Source organism: Actinoplanes sp. NPDC051405 (genome assembly GCF_055586185.1).
In genome coordinates this window covers 174,841-190,158 of sequence record NZ_JBVJIR010000001.1, presented here as the reverse complement: position 1 = coordinate 190,158, position 15,318 = coordinate 174,841, and the positions used below count along the sequence as shown (strand labels likewise).

Here is a 15,318-nt window from a genome sequence, read left to right as displayed (position 1 = left end):
GATCCGGCTGACGAGGGAGGAATGTGGATCTCGAACGCCTGTTCGCCGTGTCCTCGGGGCCGGCCATCACCTCCAACGCCGTGTTCACCAACCGCGTGGCCGAGCTGGCCGCCTTCCGGTCGGCCGTGCAGCGCGTCGCCGCCCTGCGCCGCGGATCCAGCCGCCTGACCGAGGACCTGAGCCGCGGCCGCGACAACGTCCTCGCCTTCTACGGCATGGGCGGCATCGGCAAGAGCACTCTCTCCCGGGAGCTGCAACGCCGCTTCGACGAGGGTGAGGTTCCGGTGGCCGAGCGGCGGGTCAGCGCCCGCGCCGACTTCGCCGATCTGTCCACGTTCGACCCCGAGGTCATGCTGCTGCGCCTGCGCGGCTGCCTGGGCGGGCTCACCGGCGAGTTGCCCGCCTTCGACCTGGCCTTCTCCGCGTACTGGGAACGCAAGCACCCGGGCCAGCCGCTCGCCGAGTTCCTCGATCGGCGCTCCGCGATCGGTGCCCTCGAGGACAAGGCGAAGCTGTCGGACACCATCCAGTCCGGGCTCGACGCGTTCCTGGGCGGCACCGGCCTGGTCGGCGCGGCCTGGCGGCTCGGGACGCTGGTCAAGGACGGCGTCGCGGCCCGCCTCGCGAAGGCCGCCGTGCTGCGCGACTGCCCTTTCTTCGAGCCGCTGATGACCGAGACGCAGCCCGACCGGGCCCGGCAGTTCCTGCCCGCGCTGCTCGCCTGGGACCTCGAGCGGTTCCAGCGCCGGGACGACGCCGACGTGGCGATCTTCCTGGACACCTGGGAGACGGTGCAGGCCCAGCGCCGCGAGCCCGGCGGGGTGGAGGACGCGCTGAGCCGCCTCGTCTACCTCATGCCGAACGTGCTGTTCGTCGTCACCGGCCGCTCGCAGCTCAGCTGGGCCGACCCCGAGCGCGCCGTGGACCTCAAGTACGCCGGCCCGCAGTGCTGGCCCGGGCTCGACCTGCGCGGCGGCGCCCCCGACCAGCGCCTGCTGGGCGCCCTGTCACGCGAGGACTGCGAGCGCTACCTGCGCCAGCGGCTCGTCGTCGAGAGCGGCCCGGCCATCCCCGGGCCGATCCGCGAGCGCATCATCGCGGGCTCGGAGGGCCTGCCGCTCTACCTCGACCTGTCCGCGGAGCACTTCGACTCGCTGTCCGGGCGCGGTACCCCGCAACCCGAGGACTTCGGATCCAGCCTTCCGCACCTGGTCACCCGCGTGATCCGCGATCTGGACGGCGCGGAGCGCCAGCTCCTGCGGGCCGCCGCGCTGGTGACGGGGTTCAACCGTGACCTGCTGCACGCGGCCGTGCCGGAGCACCGCGACGCGGCCATCCATCGCTTCACCGCCCGGCACTTCGTCCGCGAGGAGCGGGTGGGCTGGCTGCGGCACTCCATGCACGACACGCTGCGGGCGTCGGTGCGCGAGTACGACTCCGTGTCGGGTGACCCCTGGTCGGCGCAGGAATGGCGGGAGGCGGCCGAGCGGATCGTCGAATTCTTCCGCCGGGAGATCGCCGAGGACGTGGCGGGCGGCACCACCGCGTACCGCAGCCGCCTGGTCGAGGCCTTTCTGGACGCCGCGCAGCTCGCCCTCGAGTTCAGCCTGCCCGCCGACTGGCTGCTGAACGTCGCGAAGACCGTGTGCGCCCTGGGCCAGTGGCAGGTGCTCCAGCGCCTGGAGTCGCTGCCACAGGCTCCCGGCTCGGCCGGCAACCCCGTCGTTCTCGGGTGCCGGGCGGCGTACCGGCGGGACGTGGCCGGACTGGACGAGGCACTGGAGCTGCTCGACCGGGCCCTCGCCGAGCCGGCGCCGACCCCGGACACCACGCTGTGGCTGGAGCTGGAACGCGCCGAGGTGCTGATGCGCCTGGACCGCAACGCCGAGGCGCAGACGATCCTGGAGCGGCTGGCCCGCCGCTCGGACCTCTTCGGCCGGCGGGCCCGGCACTGGCGCGCCATCCTCGACGAGCGGGCCGGACGCTTCCCCGCCGTGCTGGGGTGGGCTGCCGGCGAGGACGGCGACACCCCGGATGACCGGCGCGCGGTCGCGAGCATGACCGGGTTCGTCCGGCTCGCCAACGCCGAGTTCGAACGCGCCGCCGAGCAGTTCGCGGTCGCGGTGCAGGCCGCCCGCGAGGGACGGCTCCCACCAGCGGAGGCGCTCATGCGCGAGCATCTGGCGTGGGCGACGGCCTGGTTCGACCCGGCGGCGGCCCGCGGGCTTGCCGCGGAGGCCCTGGAGCTCAACCGGCACATCGGCAGCCCCATCGGGACCGCCCGCTCGCTCGCGGCGCGCGCGCTGGCCGGCGTCGGCTCCGAGCCGCCGGCCGACGTGCTGGCGCGCACCCGGGAGAGCCTGCGGCTCATCGAGCGCACCGGCTATCGCGCCGACGCCCTGCACCCGCTGCTCGTGGAGCTTCTGCTGCACTGTGTGACCGGGGACGCCGCGGCCGCCGCCGCGGTGCGGGGGCGCATGCTCACCCTGATCGCGGACAACGAGACCCACGTGCACCTGCGCGATGTCACCGCGTGGTGGACGGGCGAGCCCGGCCCCGCCACGACCGTGGCCTGGCTGGACGGCGAGGAGAACGCCCGCCGCCGCTGGTCCGCCGTGCTCATGGAGCGCCGGGACACCTACGCCCGTGATGGGTCGGCTGTCTCGGCCCGGCCCCGGGAATGATGCTTACGCCTCGACCTGATCGAAGACGTACGCAACGTTGCCGGCCGGATCGTGGAAGCCGGCCACCGACCCTCCGGGGATCGGCCGGGGAGCCATAACGACCTTGATCTGCGGCCGTTCGGCGAAGAACGCCGGCACGCTGTCGACCTTGTACATCGGACCGGCGGGATCACCGCCTGCGACGACCATGATCTGCGCTTTCCGGTCGGGCAGGTGGAAAGCCACGGTGTTCTCGCCCTCTCGCCAGGCCTCATCGAGGCCGAGCGTGTCGCGGTAGAAGGGCAGGGCCGTGGCCAGGTCGGGGACTGGGGCAAGGAGGAAGGTCAGCTGCATGACGGCTCCATAACCGGGTTACGCTATTACCGAGCCTGACTATAGTCAGGTCGTGCGAAGTTGGATACCAGTCCCGGGAACGACCAAGGCGCGCCTCGTCGAGCAGGCACTGGCCGAATTCGGAGCGCGAGGCTTCGCCGCCGTCGGGGTCACCGAGATCGCCCGCGGGGCCGATGTCACGATCGGCTCGCTGTACCACCATTTCGGCAGCAAGGCCGGCCTGTACACCCTGATCCGCGAGGATGTCGAGCAACGCGTGCTCGACCGTATGGAGGGTGCCGCCGCGATACGCCCGGACGAGCTCGGCGGCGTCCTGCTCGTGGGCTTCGACTATCTCGTACGGGCCGGGTTCGCGCGGCTGCTCGCCGAGCCGCATCCCGAACGGTCCGCCGACCCGATCGAAGCGTTCCTCGCCGCGCTGGCTGACCGCGACGGGGCCCCCGTCAGCCGGATTCTCATCGCGGCCTGGCGCGCCGCCCTCGACGCGGCAGCCGACGCGGTGGGGCACGGCCGGGACTCCGCATCCGTACGCCGCGCCCTTCATCAGCTGATCCGCTGACCAGCGGGGTCACCGAGGGCGGAGCTCCGGTGCGGAACCGGAGCTCCATCACTCATCGGCGTTTCTTGGGCAGGTCGAACTGGTCGGCGGCGCGGCAGTCCTTCTGGCTTCCGATCGCGGCGGGCCCCAGTTCGGCGAGGGCTTCGCGGGCCCGTTGCCGGCCGAGGTTCCAGGCGTACCAGGGGTCGGCGTCCTCCAGGTCTTCGGCGATCCAGCTGAGCGTGCACCGCCGTACCGGATCGGGCAGTTTGGTCAGAGCCGGGGTCGCGTCGGCGGACAGAGCCCGCAGGTACCAGGCGTCGATCTTGCCGGAGCCTTCGTAGCGGGCCGCGTTGCGGCTGGCCACATAGCCCTCGGGATTGAGGGCGGCGAGACCGAGCAGCATCAGCACGGCGAGACCGACGGTGGCTCCGGGGATCCAGCGGCCCTGCCACTTGAGTCCGGCGACCGCGATCAGCATGAAGATCACGCCGAGCAGCAGCTCGGAGGCCATCACGAAGATCCGCTCACCGGTGAAGCTGTAGACCCGCTGGTACTCCCACATCCGCGACAGCGCGGACGCGACGATGATGACGCTCAGGGCGCAGAGCAGACCCAGCAGTACGCGGAGCAGCACCCGTTCCACCGGCTGGTCCCGTTTCGCCCAGCGGGCCAGGCTCGCGATCAGCGCAAGGGACAACAGCGTGACCGCGACCAGCTGCCAGAAGCCGCTCCGGGCGTACTGCGAGTAGCTGAGCCCGGCCGTCTCCAGCACGTGCCGGCTTCCCCCGAACAGCACGGTGAACTGCACGGCGACGAAACCGCCGAAGAGCAGCACGAGCGCGGCGCCGGCCGGCGCCCACTCGATCAGGCCGAATCTGCCCTTGCCCTCGGTGTCCAGGCTGGACGTCGCCGGCGGTGCGGCCAGCGTGTAGATCCCGGAGACGGCGAGCAGGCCACCGGCCGCGGCCAGGAAGATCCACTGGAAGATCGAGCCGATGCTGAGATCGGGGATGGCGTCGTCCAGCAGCTGGGAGAACGCGACGTCGGCGGACGACAGCAGCGCGCCGAAGACGAGCAGCACCACAGCGGTGAGGGTGACCGAGAAGACTATTCGCCGGGCGATTCCCGGGTTGCGGCCCGCTTTCAGGTGCCTGCGGACCCACGGGATGCCGGCGAGTGCGGCGTACGGGGCAGCCACCAGGCTGAACAGGATCGACCTGATCCGGCGGCCGCCGACGATCGCCAGCGCGGTGCAGCCGATCGCGCCCAGCACGCTGAACGTCACCAGCCACCACGCATTGCGGAACGCCGGGATGAGCAGCAGGGCAAGCGCTGCCACGGCCCAGCCGGAGCGGAGCAGCCGCTCCCGGCGCGGCAGACCGGCGGATCTCCGGACGGCGAACGCGACTCCCAGGGTCAGCGCCAGCCAGCCGAGGAACCAGCCGATGCCCACCCGGTCCAGCGGCAGGAAGAGCAGGAAGCCGAGGGCGCCGGCGAGCACGCCGGCCGGGACCGCCCAGCCCTGGGATTCCTTCGGTCCGGGCCAGTGCTTTTTGCGGAACGTCTGCCACGCGGTCGGCGGCCGCTCGTACGTGCCGAGCGGGCGCGGCGGGTACCGGGGCGTGTGGGTCTGCGGACGCTGAGGAGCCGGTGGCAGAACCTTCGTCGGCGGGGCGGCCGGAGGTGCCGTGGCCGGGCTCTTGGCGGCTGCCGGAGCGGCCGCAGCCGGGGTGGTGATGGCTGGGGTGGTGACGGCCGGCGCTGCCGCGGGTTTGTCGGGTTGGCCGGCCGGTTCGGTGGCGGCCGGTTTGGTGGCGGCCGGTTCGGTGGCGGCCGGTTCGGTGGCGGCCGGGACCGGCGCCTCCACGGGAACCATCGGCACGAAGATCGCGTATCCCCGCGTACCGGGCGGGACCAGAACCGGGATCGCCCATGCCGGTTCCCCTTCGGCCCCCGGCCAGACCAGCGGCGGGATCGCCTCGGTGGGCGGCATGACCAGCAGCTGGGGTGCCGGCGGCGGCCCCTCGGGGGCGGCCTTCGCCGCCTTCGAGGGATCAGGTTGTTTCGGTGGCAGATCCGCCACTGCGCCCTCCTGGGTTGATCGGTTCGGCCCGCGGCGGGCCGATCGCGCGGCATTTCGTACGTTGGAACGGGTCCGTATCGCCGCGACGACGGGAGAGTAGCGTGCGGGAACAAGAATCGCCCGCACGGACGCTGGCACCGGTGTGATCAACGCCGACGTTCGACTCTCGCTGCTGGACCGGTCACGCACCCGTAGCGGCGAAACAGACGGTGCGGCGCTCCGGGGCACCGTCACTCGCGCGACGCGGGCCGAGCACCTCGGCTATCACCGCTTCTGGGTCGCTGAGCACCACGGGGTCCCCGGGATCGCGGGCGCCGCCCCGGCACCGCTGCTGACCGCCGTCGCCGGCGCCACGACGGTGATCCGGCTCGGCTCGGCCGGTGTCATGCTGCCGCACCACCAGCCGCTCGTCGTCGCCGAGCAGTTCGCCACGGTGTCCGCCTTCGCCCCGGGCCGCGTCGACCTGGGGCTGGGCCGCTCGCCCGGGTTCACCGCGCCGGTGCGCCGGGCCCTGCGGCAGACCGACGGCGACTTCGCGGCCGACCTGGCCGAGCTGCGGGACTTCCTCACCGGTACGGCGGAGATCACCTTGCACCCGCAGCCGGAAGAACCCATCCCGCTGTACGTGCTGGCCACCGGAACCGGCCTGCGGATCGCGGCACGACTGGGCCTCCCGGTGATCGTGGGCGGCCCGCTGCTCGGCGCGGACGGTGCCCAGGCGCTGGCCGACTACCGGCGTACCTTCGAACCCTCCGCCCAGCAACCCGAGCCGTGGCTGGCGATCAGTCTGGACGTGCTGGTCGCCGACACCGACACGGAAGCCGCCGACCTGCTGCTGCCCGAGGCGTGGGCGATGGCCCGCAGCCGTACGACCGGAGTGTTCCCGCCACTCGAACCGGTGGCTGCCGCCCGCGCCGCCGCCCGGACACCGCGCCAGCAGCAGTACGTCGACCAGATCACCGCCGCGGCGATCACCGGCACACCCGACCGGGTGGAACGCAACCTCACCGAGTTGCTCGACCGCACCGGAGCCGCCGAACTGGTCGCCACCGGCAGCACCTTCGACCGCGACGCTCTGCACGCCTCGGACGCCGCCCTGGCCACGATGTTCTCCCGCCCCTGATCCCGGACTATCGTTGCGCCGATGAGTTCGAGCGCGCCGCTACCCGGATCCGGCCCGGTCGCCCTTCCTGGCTGGCAGCGGTACACCGTGCTGATGGCCGAGGCGGACTACCGGTCGGTCAAGAAGGACCCCCGGGTGGCGTACGCGTTGTGGTGCGTGGGCGGCATTCTCGGCGGGCACCGTTTCTACCTGGGCGACACCGGCCGGTCCATAGCGATGCTGTTCACCTTCGGCGGGCTGGGCGTGTGGACGCTGCTCGACGTGTTCTTCGTGGGACGCCGGGTGCGGGCGGTCAACCGGTCACGCCGGTCAGCCATCATGGCCCGGTACGGCATCGTCGAGGATCTGTCCGATGCCCTCAGGACCGGGCGTCCCAGCTGACCTCACGCGGGCCGTCGAATCGTCCCTCCGTCACTGACATCAGCACCTCCGTGCGCACCGACGTGCCGCACGCCGGGCAGGCGCCGATCAGTGTGGCCGCGTAACCGTCCTCGAACTCGCGTACCCGGTCCTCGTCGCGATACGTCCACGCGGGTGAACCCTGCACCCGCGCCGATGTGCCGCAATCCGGGCACGGCACGTGCAGCAACGCGTCCGCCGGCTGGAGGTGCGGGCCGACGGCAGCCGATCCGTGCAGCCGGAGGACGACGGCGCGGCCCCGGTGAAAGCGCACGCGTAGCAGGTCGGGACCCTCGGTCAGCAGGCGACTCAGCGGTCTCGGCGGCAGCGGGTCCAGACCGGCGCGAATCTGCCGGGCCGTGAACAGGTGGGCCAGGCGCAGCAGATCCGAGCCGAGGTCGACGGCCAGCGCGCGCCGCAGGTCGCCCTCGATGGCTGCGTGCAGCAGGTCGGCGGCCGGCCCGGTGCCGAACCAGTCGTGCTCGATGATCCACTCCGCGGCGGTGTGGTCGTCCGGTGCCGCCAGCCACGCCGCCAGGCCATCCGATTCCACGGCACTGTCTGATTCCAAGACACTGTGCGCCCAACCCAGGACGGCGCGGAGAAGCCGCGCTTGCTGCACCGGGTCCAGGCCGTCCGCCGGATCTTCCAAGGGGTACGCGGACCGCTCCCAGCGCGGCAGCCGGCCCAGAATGCCGAGCAGTTCGCCGTCCGTCGCGCTGCGGTGCAGACAGTGCAGTGGCTCCAACAGTTCGGGTGCGTATTCGAGCAGGTGGGGGAACTCGGCCAGGTTCGCCAGGTGCGCCTCGTCGTCGACGACCAGGATCCGGGAGGCGACCGCCGCAACGACCCCAGGGCTGTCGATCAGGCGCAGGCGCCGGGCCGCCGTACGCCCCACCCAGCCGTCGTCGGCAAGGTATCCCAGGAGCGCCCGGAACACATCGTCGGTCAGTGGTCGTGCGACCAGCGCCTGTACGTACTGCTCCCGGACCTCACGTACCGTCTCGACGCGCGCCGCGGCGACGAACGCCGGCGTGTCCCGCCACTGCGACTTCCGGACGGCGGCCCGCCGTACCTCCGCGCTCACGTCGGTCAGCGCCCGGTGGGCGTCCTCCGGGCCGAACCGGGAACTTCCGCGCAGCGCCTCGAGCCGGACGGTCGGCGAGGGGTCGCCGAGGAAGCGGCGGTTGAGCTCCACGGGACGGTCGAAGGGAGAAACCGCCCGCAGCGCCCGCAAACGGAGCCGTTTCTCGCTGCTCGTCTCCAGCTCGCGGCGCACCGGCTCGGCGTCGGGGCCGAGGAAGTACAGCAGCCGGCCGACGCGGTCGTCGTCCTCGGCCAAGTCGGTGACAGCCCGGCCGATCCGTTGGTCGGCCGGGGCATGCCGGCGCAGGACGGCGGCCAGGGCGCCCGCCGCGGCGTCGCTCACGTTGTCCCAGCGCTCGGCCACGCCACCCACCGTCTGCACCTCGGCACCGTCGTGCAGCGCCAGGTCGAGCAGCTTGCCGATGACCTCGGGCCCACCGTCGCGCGCGGCTCTCCCGACGGCCAGCAACCGGATCATGTCATCCGGGTCGTCCAGGTCTTCGGCGAGCGACACCCCACGACGATAGGCCCTTCACAGCTGCGGTATCACCCGCAGGACGGTGCCGGTCGCGGTATCGATGACCACCAGGAGCCCGCCACCGCGGGCGTACCGCGGGTCGCTCAGCAGAACCTCCGCCAGCGGCCCGTCGACTTTCACCTCGGCGTCACGCAAGGACGGGCGACGGAGCTCGGCCGCTTTCGCCCGCGCGATGGCGATGAGATCGGCATCCGTCACAGGTCCAGTCTAGTTGCGTGCCCGAAGCGGAATCTGAAACTTGTGCGGCGGAAGCCGGTCGTACGCTTGCTTCATGATCACGACCGTGGCGGTCATCGGGGGCGGTCAGTCCGGCCTGTCGGCGGCTTATCACCTGCGGCGGCGCGGCATCGACTTCGTCGTGTTCGACGCCGAGGAGCGGCCGGGCGGCGCTTGGCAGCACCGGTGGGAGTCGCTGCGGATGGCCACCGTCAACGGCATCTTCGACCTGCCCGGCTTTCCGAGGCCGCCGCTCGACCCCGACGAGCCGAGCCGCACCGCCGTGCCGCGCTACTTCGCCGACTTCGAGCGGGCCGCCGGCCTGGCCATCGAGCGGCCGGTCCGGGTCACCGCCGTACGCCGGGCCGACGCCGACCCGGACGGCGACCTGATCGTCGAGACCAGCACCGGCGTCCGGCAGGTGCGCGCGGTCATCAATGCGACCGGCACCTGGACGAACCCGGTCCGCCCGCACTATCCGGGCCAGGAGACCTTCGCCGGCCTTCAGATGCACACCCACGACTACGTGTCGGCGACTCGTTTCGCGGGCCTGCGGGTGGCGGTCGTCGGCGGCGGGATCTCGGCGGTCCAGCAGCTGGAGGAGATCTCCCGGGTGGCGACAACCTTCTGGTACACGCGCCGGGAGCCGGTCTTCCGCGACGGCGCGTTCGAGCCGGAGGTGACCGGCCGCGAGGTGATCGGCAAGGTTATCGCCGACGTCGAGGCGGGCCGGCCGACCGGCAGTGTCGTCTCCTACACCGGCCTGCTGTGGACGCCCTACGCGCTGGCGGCCAAGGAGCGTGGGGCCCTGGAGCGCCGCCCGATGTTCACCGAGATCAAACCCTATGGGGTACGCGAGGCCGACGGCTCCTTCACCTCGGTTAACGCCATCCTCTGGGCCACCGGCTTCAAGGCTGCCCTGGCGCACCTGGACCCCCTGAACCTGCGCAACGAGCGGGGCGGGATCCGTCTGGTCGGCACCCAGGTCGCCGGCGAACCCCGCGTACACCTGATCGGTTTCGGCCCTTCGCAATCCACCGTCGGCGCCAACCGGGCCGGGCGGGCCGCGGTCGCCGCCCTCAGCCGACGCCTGAGCGGCTGACGAGGGCGGCCGAACCGGGAGTCACTCGGGTTTGGTGTCGTCGCCGGCCTCGGACGCGGGCCGTAGGCGCTGGTGCGCGAGCGGGCTGGCCCGGGTGAGCACGTCGATCTGTGCCGGGTTGGAGAGCGCGACCACGGAGTCGATGAACGTCTGCATGGTGACGTTCTCGCTCTTGATGAGGTGCGCGCCCGGGTCGTTCAGCCACGGGTGGTCGGTGAGGTTCTGGGCGATGACCGGTGCGAGCCGTTCGGCGACGTCGTGCCATCCATAGACACTGGTTGATAGATCGACACGGAGATGTCATTCTGGTTGGGAGCGCTCCCAGCTGCTTGCGGCCGGGCAGGCGCAGCTTCGGCCCAGGACGTTGCCGGTCGTTCCGGGTGCAAGTCTCAGCGCGCCGCAGGGCCCGGCCTGACACGCCGAATCCTCCCGGTTCGGTCTGCCAGCCCACCAGCACGGCGACGAGGAGAAGTGATCATGGGTTTCCGGGGCTTCGCGAGTTGGTACCGAAACCGCTTCGTGTGGGTGGCGGTGGTCCTGCTGATTTCGTTCGGTGCCGTCATCTTCACAAGATCGGCCGGTCGCGAGGCAGAGCCGGAAGGGCTGCAGGCGCAGATTGTGGCCCGGATGCGAACCACCCTTGAGCAGTCGAAGCCCGAGCAGCACAACCACACCGGGCATGGTGGCCAGCAGGTCGCAACCGACGCGAACGCGAAACCGGAAGTCGTCTGCGGAGTCCGCGTCTACGGCTACGAGCCGGCCGAGGTCACCGCGCTCGCCGACGTCCGGACGGTCTACGGTTTCCACCTCTGTGGGGTCGCCGAAAAGAAGCGCGCGTGGGATGGGGCGGTGAAGCTCGCCGGTCCGGTGATCGTGGACATGTCCACCCAGCCGGCGGGCATCCAGGTGGTCGAGGCGACCGAGAGCGTCAGGTACATCGACCGGCTGCGGCAGATGTTCCCGGCAAAGTATGCGGAACTGGCGACCAAGGAGGCCCTGCCCGACTCGGAACTGGCCGACCTGCGCCGCCGATACGACGACGCAGCCGATCTCTGACCACGCCGCGCGGACGACACGGAATTCGCACCCAGAGCGCCACTGAGGCTGCGTCATCTGCCCTCGGGGCAGCCGTCGCCGGCGGCCGCGCCGCCTTCGGAGGAGTCCGCGAGCGCCGTCGGGCCGTCGGCGGTGCTCCTCGGCGGCGACGATGCCGGGACGGCGCTCGACGAGCGACTGCTTCCTTGGGCGCTCACCGGATGGCCGGCTGGTGGCGGTCAAGATGTTGCGGGCCGAGCACGCCTGGGACGCGGAGTTCCGGGGGCGCTTCCGCAGCGAGGTCAACCGGGCCCGCGAGGTACCCGGCTTCTGCACGGCGGCGGTGCTCGACGGCGGTGTGGTGGTGGCTTACGCGGCGACCGGGCGTACCCGTTCCGGGCGGATTCCCCGGCACGCTGGCCAAGGATCCGGCCGAGCGGCCGTCCGCCCATCAGCTGCTCGACCTGCTGCTGGAGGCGGAGACCGGGGGAGCGCTCGCCCAGCGGCCGGAGCTGCTCACGGCCGCCGAGGCGGCACAGCACACGGGCCGGGTGCGGCCTTCCGGCGTACGGGAACCGGCCGCGGCCGTTCATCGGCGGGTGAGCCGCCTGGTCGCCGTGTCCGCGGCAGCGACGGTCGTGTGTGCCGGCATCGGGATCGCGTTGTCGCGCGATCGACTGGATGAGGCGCTGGCGTCGTTCAGGTCCAGCTCGTCGCCGTCGGCGTCGCGGCCCGTGGCGTCGGCCGCGCCCAGGTCGATGGTGGCCGTCCCGGGGAAGGCCCGGATCCAAGGGCCGGGGCCGTCCGACCATCTCGACCGGCGCGAGCGCGTTCCAGGTCGGGCAGACGCACCGGACCGGCATCACCGTGCGCGACGGTACGGCCCAGGTGACGGTCGATGGCACGCCCGGTCGATCTCCGGTCGCCGGTGGTGGGTCGGCCGGCACGCTTCACCGATCCGACGACCGGCTCCAGCCAGTCGATCGTGGAGCTCTACTCGTACGATCCGGTCGCGCACCACGCTGACCAGGATCGGCAACCGCTGACCCGGTTCCGTCGAGGAGCCTCTGGGGCAATCGGAGATCTGGGGCGCCCCCATGACGCATCATGGCGACGTCGCAACGAACGGAGAATGGCAGTGAGCACCGATGACAACACTTACGTACGCGATCAGAATGCCCGGGTCGATCCGATCTTCACTCTCGGGATGATGACCGTCGCGGGTCTGCGAGAAATTCTCGCCGACCTGCCGGAGGATGCCGTTGTGGTCGTCGCGAGGGACGGAACGGATGGGCATGACTGTTCGCCGCTGGCCGATGTGGAAGAGGGCTGGTACTTCCCGGCAGCCGGCGACTCCGCTCCGCTCGGGCGCGACGCCGACGGCAATGTCCACGAGCCCGGCCCTGGTGACTTGTACGCCGTGCTGCTCCGTCCCGCCCGCTGAACGGCATCGAAATCAGCGCGGAACACCGCCCGAGTAGCTGCGGAGGTACACCGCCTCGATGCCGCGGGCGGGTTCGGGCAGGAGGTTCGTCGCCGTCGACACGAAGGCGACGCGCCGGCCGTGCGCATCGATCGCGGGGTCGTTGCTGTCGCTGTCGGCCTGTCCGCCCGTGGCCGGCACGCTCGCCCGAGTGCTGCGCCCGGTGCGCAGATCACGGATGAACACGTCGGCGAGCTCATTGGTGTCGCCCGCCACGATGGTGGGGTCCGGCGACACGAAGGCGGCGTAGCGTCCGGTCGCGCTGAGTGCCGCCTGGCCGCTGCCCATGCTCAGCTGCTCACCGGTACGCGAAACGCTCACCCGGCGGGTGGTGCCGAGCCGGCGGTCCCGCAGGAACACGTCCGGAACGTCGTTGACGTCCCCCGGGACCAGGTTCGACCCACTCGACGTGAACAGGACGTACCGGCCACCGGCGCTGACCCCGCCGACGTTGCTCTCCCCGTTGGCCGGTACGCCGTCGCTCGACCTGCTGACCATCGTGGTCGTACGGGTCCGCAGGTCACGCAGGTAGATCTCCCATTGCCCGGTTACGCCGTCGGTGGCGAGGTTGCCGGAATGCGAGGTGAAGGCCACGTACCGGCCGTCGGCGCTGACAGCCGGCTCGTAGCTCTCAGCGTCGCCGGGGTGGCCCTCGCTGGACACGCTGACCTGCTCGATGCGCGCGGTGTCGCGGCGCCAGACGAAGACGTCGGAGGTGTCGTTCGTGTCGCCGGGCAGAACGGGGTTGCGACTGGTGAACGCGATCACGCGGCCGTCGCGGCTGATCGACGGGTTGTCCGCGTACGGCGCGTAGGGCGCGCCTCCGCCGGCCGGCGGAATCCGTACCGTGTCGCCGGTCCGCCGGTCGTGCAGATAGATGTTGCCCGTCGGGTTGGGATCGCCGGCGATCACGTTCGTGGCCAAGGACACGAAGGCGATGTAGCGACCGTCGCCGCTGATGGTGGGCTGGTAGGTCGCTCCGTCGAGTTGCGTGCCGGTGTCGGACAGGCTGACCCGGCTGATGACGCCCGTGCGGACGTCGCGGACGAACACGTCCCAGGCTCCGTTGGTGTCCCGGCGGACCAGGTCGGACGCGGCTGATGTGAACGCCACGTAGCGGCCGTCCGCGGAGATGGCCGGCTCGTTGCTGAAGTTGTCGGGTGCTCCTCCGGCCAGAGAAGTGCTGACCCGGATCGTCGTCGCCTGGGGGATGGCTGACGCCGGCGTGCCCCAGGCGCCGGCGATGAGCGAAACGACTGCGGTAGCGGCAGCAGTGGCACGAGAGCCCATGGTCATATCCCTCTGTCCGAGGACGCGGCGACCTTCCCTTGGAGACTGTCCACCCTGTGCCACCGATGGGGCAACAGCCGATGGGCGGTGGTTGCGCACACCGAGACGGTCATCGATTCCGTGCCGAAGCGGGCGCCCGGCGCCGAGAAAATCTATGTCCAGATCACTAGACAAGCTCGGTGGACCTGGCTAACGTTGTGCGGGTTGACAGCAGAGATCGCCGAAGACGCAGACGATCTGACCGAGCGTTAAGCAGGGCCCGGATGTTCTCGCGGCTCGCTCGGCCCGGCGGTGAGTTCGTGTCACCGCAACCTTGAGTAAGGCAAGGGCACGGCAAGACCCCGGCGTAAGTCCAGGTCGGGGCACATCAGGCGGGGCCGAGGCTGGTTCAGGGTTCCGCTTGGCAGAGCGTCCGTCGCACGTGTGCGGGGCCACGAAGTCGCGTGGGGCTTCGACACCGGCGGACAGCACGACACCAGTGGAAGTGAGAAGCAGAGGAAAGGGAGGGCCGAACACCGTTGGATCGCCCGCCACCAGCCCGTCATTTCAGCTGGGGTGGACACCGCAGTCTCCATCGAACGAGAGGTGGTCTCCGGTCACGCTTATGCGATCCTCGCACCCGAAACCGTCATTGGCGGTAGGTGCGGATACGACAAGCCGACGTACCTGTCGGTAGATGGTGTTTCTGACCTGTAGCCCTGGGCCCCGGCGCTTTCGCGCCGGGGCCCTCGTCATGTCTCCGTTCCGCTCGGCAGGTGGGCATCGCCGTTACTCCCGCTACCAGCCGCCCACCGGCTGCTCGGACATCGACAGAAGATCATGTGCTACGGTTGCCGAGTTGCAGTTTTGATTTCCGTAGACGTTTTCCGGCGCCTGATGGGTTATCCAAAACCCTTCGGGCGCTTTTCGTTTTGGGTGTCGGTTTCGACGCAGGTAATCAACGCGGCGGCGTCAGAGTCCGCACAGTGCGGCCTCTACAGCCTGCGAAGGAGCAGATATGACTACAGGTACCGTGAAGTGGTTCAACGCCGACAAGGGCTTCGGCTTCATCACCCCGGACGACGGCGGCGCTGACGTCTTCGCCCACTTCTCCGCCATCGCGACGAGCGGCTACCGCAGCCTCGACGAGAACCAGAAGGTGGAGTTCGACATCACCCAGGGCCAGAAGGGCCCGCAGGCGGAGAACATCCGCCCGCTCTGACCCGTGCTCTGCGAACGGCGGCCCTGTGGTTCAGCGGGCCGCCGTTCGACGTTTGACGCTTCCGGCACAGCATCATGCCCGGCGTCCGAAGGATCGGCCCGTGGGCGCTCGGGTCCCCGGGTTGACTGACGGCTCACCCGGGCGCGCGTCCAGCCGGTAACAGGCGGACGCAGACATCGAATCTTGTTGGCTTGACTGACTGCC

The 15,318-nt window shown here is 70.8% G+C and carries 14 protein-coding genes; 8 read left to right on the top strand and 6 right to left on the bottom strand.

Annotated elements, in window-relative coordinates; translation table 11 throughout:
- The first annotated feature begins 23 nt into the window (after nucleotides 1–23).
- Nucleotides 24–2,684 carry a hypothetical protein gene (locus ACZ6S4_RS00950; RefSeq protein WP_465472882.1) on the top strand — a complete coding sequence of 887 codons (2,661 nt, stop codon included), beginning with the start codon at nucleotides 24–26 and terminating at the stop codon, nucleotides 2,682–2,684.
- Nucleotides 2,685–2,687: 3 nt separating this feature from the next.
- On the opposite strand, the gene ACZ6S4_RS00945 is transcribed toward ACZ6S4_RS00950, so the two are convergent.
- A complete protein-coding gene (locus ACZ6S4_RS00945) occupies nucleotides 2,688–3,017 on the bottom strand; it encodes a VOC family protein (RefSeq protein ID WP_465472881.1) in 330 nt (109 codons plus the stop codon).
- A 52-nt stretch (nucleotides 3,018–3,069) separates the two neighbouring features.
- On the opposite strand from ACZ6S4_RS00945, the gene ACZ6S4_RS00940 reads away from it, so the two are divergent.
- Nucleotides 3,070–3,576 (top strand): TetR family transcriptional regulator, encoded by a 507-nt coding sequence (locus ACZ6S4_RS00940; protein ID WP_465472880.1) that lies wholly within the window; start codon nucleotides 3,070–3,072, stop codon nucleotides 3,574–3,576.
- Nucleotides 3,577–3,628: 52 nt separating this feature from the next.
- Here the strand turns inward: ACZ6S4_RS00940 and ACZ6S4_RS00935 are convergent, their stop codons facing one another.
- On the bottom strand, nucleotides 3,629–5,641 hold the full coding sequence (locus ACZ6S4_RS00935) for a DUF4153 domain-containing protein (RefSeq protein WP_465472879.1): 2,013 nt from the start codon (nucleotides 5,639–5,641) through the stop codon (nucleotides 3,629–3,631).
- Between the two features lie 142 nt (nucleotides 5,642–5,783).
- On the opposite strand from ACZ6S4_RS00935, the gene ACZ6S4_RS00930 reads away from it, so the two are divergent.
- A complete protein-coding gene (locus ACZ6S4_RS00930; RefSeq protein ID WP_465472878.1) occupies nucleotides 5,784–6,764 on the top strand; it encodes an MsnO8 family LLM class oxidoreductase in 981 nt (326 codons plus the stop codon).
- Between the two features lie 21 nt (nucleotides 6,765–6,785).
- Nucleotides 6,786–7,145 carry a TM2 domain-containing protein gene (locus tag ACZ6S4_RS00925; protein ID WP_465472877.1) on the top strand — a complete coding sequence of 120 codons (360 nt, stop codon included), beginning with the start codon at nucleotides 6,786–6,788 and terminating at the stop codon, nucleotides 7,143–7,145.
- Here the strand turns inward: ACZ6S4_RS00925 and ACZ6S4_RS00920 are convergent.
- Complete coding sequence (locus tag ACZ6S4_RS00920) at nucleotides 7,123–8,763, bottom strand: hypothetical protein (protein WP_465472876.1); 1,641 nt, start codon at nucleotides 8,761–8,763, stop codon at nucleotides 7,123–7,125. The genes ACZ6S4_RS00925 and ACZ6S4_RS00920 overlap by 23 nt on opposite strands.
- An 18-nt stretch (nucleotides 8,764–8,781) precedes the next feature.
- Nucleotides 8,782–8,985, bottom strand: a complete 204-nt coding sequence (locus tag ACZ6S4_RS00915; protein WP_465472875.1) for a hypothetical protein — start codon at nucleotides 8,983–8,985, stop codon at nucleotides 8,782–8,784.
- Between the two features lie 73 nt (nucleotides 8,986–9,058).
- Between ACZ6S4_RS00915 and ACZ6S4_RS00910 the strand changes: the two genes are divergently transcribed.
- The gene (locus ACZ6S4_RS00910) at nucleotides 9,059–10,105 is read left to right on the top strand and encodes a flavin-containing monooxygenase (protein ID WP_465472874.1); all 1,047 of its coding nucleotides are present in this window, start codon (nucleotides 9,059–9,061) and stop codon (nucleotides 10,103–10,105) included.
- Nucleotides 10,106–10,126: 21 nt separating this feature from the next.
- On the opposite strand, the gene ACZ6S4_RS00905 is transcribed toward ACZ6S4_RS00910, so the two are convergent.
- Nucleotides 10,127–10,261, bottom strand: coding sequence for a hypothetical protein (locus ACZ6S4_RS00905; protein WP_465472873.1), 135 nt, complete (start codon nucleotides 10,259–10,261; stop codon nucleotides 10,127–10,129).
- Between the two features lie 321 nt (nucleotides 10,262–10,582).
- Between ACZ6S4_RS00905 and ACZ6S4_RS00900 the strand changes: the two genes are divergently transcribed.
- Both ACZ6S4_RS00900 and ACZ6S4_RS00895 read left to right on the top strand, forming a co-directional pair.
- Nucleotides 10,583–11,161 carry a hypothetical protein gene (locus ACZ6S4_RS00900; protein WP_465473479.1) on the top strand — a complete coding sequence of 193 codons (579 nt, stop codon included), beginning with the start codon at nucleotides 10,583–10,585 and terminating at the stop codon, nucleotides 11,159–11,161.
- A gap of 1,117 nt (nucleotides 11,162–12,278) precedes the next feature.
- Nucleotides 12,279–12,584, top strand: a complete 306-nt coding sequence (locus tag ACZ6S4_RS00895; RefSeq protein WP_465472872.1) for a hypothetical protein — start codon at nucleotides 12,279–12,281, stop codon at nucleotides 12,582–12,584.
- A gap of 12 nt (nucleotides 12,585–12,596) precedes the next feature.
- On the opposite strand, the gene ACZ6S4_RS00890 is transcribed toward ACZ6S4_RS00895, so the two are convergent.
- Nucleotides 12,597–13,913 (bottom strand): TolB family protein, encoded by a 1,317-nt coding sequence (locus ACZ6S4_RS00890; RefSeq protein WP_465472871.1) that lies wholly within the window; start codon nucleotides 13,911–13,913, stop codon nucleotides 12,597–12,599.
- A gap of 997 nt (nucleotides 13,914–14,910) precedes the next feature.
- Between ACZ6S4_RS00890 and cspE the strand changes: the two genes are divergently transcribed.
- The gene (gene cspE / locus ACZ6S4_RS00885) at nucleotides 14,911–15,114 is read left to right on the top strand and encodes a transcription antiterminator/RNA stability regulator CspE (RefSeq protein ID WP_184995226.1); all 204 of its coding nucleotides are present in this window, start codon (nucleotides 14,911–14,913) and stop codon (nucleotides 15,112–15,114) included.
- Nucleotides 15,115–15,318: the final 204 nt, after the last annotated feature.

Bases quoted from the DNA above. Each gene is read 5' to 3' on its own strand.
- ACZ6S4_RS00945 (WP_465472881.1), bottom strand. From the start codon at position 3,017: ATGCAGCTGACCTTCCTCCTTGCCCCAGTCCCCGACCTGGCCACGGCC.
- ACZ6S4_RS00925 (WP_465472877.1), top strand. From the start codon at position 6,786: ATGAGTTCGAGCGCGCCGCTACCCGGATCCGGCCCGGTCGCCCTTCCT.
- ACZ6S4_RS00910 (WP_465472874.1), top strand. From the start codon at position 9,059: ATGATCACGACCGTGGCGGTCATCGGGGGCGGTCAGTCCGGCCTGTCG.
- ACZ6S4_RS00905 (WP_465472873.1), bottom strand. From the start codon at position 10,261: ATGCAGACGTTCATCGACTCCGTGGTCGCGCTCTCCAACCCGGCACAG.
- ACZ6S4_RS00900 (WP_465473479.1), top strand. From the start codon at position 10,583: ATGGGTTTCCGGGGCTTCGCGAGTTGGTACCGAAACCGCTTCGTGTGG.
- ACZ6S4_RS00890 (WP_465472871.1), bottom strand. From the start codon at position 13,913: ATGGGCTCTCGTGCCACTGCTGCCGCTACCGCAGTCGTTTCGCTCATC.
- cspE (WP_184995226.1), top strand. From the start codon at position 14,911: ATGACTACAGGTACCGTGAAGTGGTTCAACGCCGACAAGGGCTTCGGC.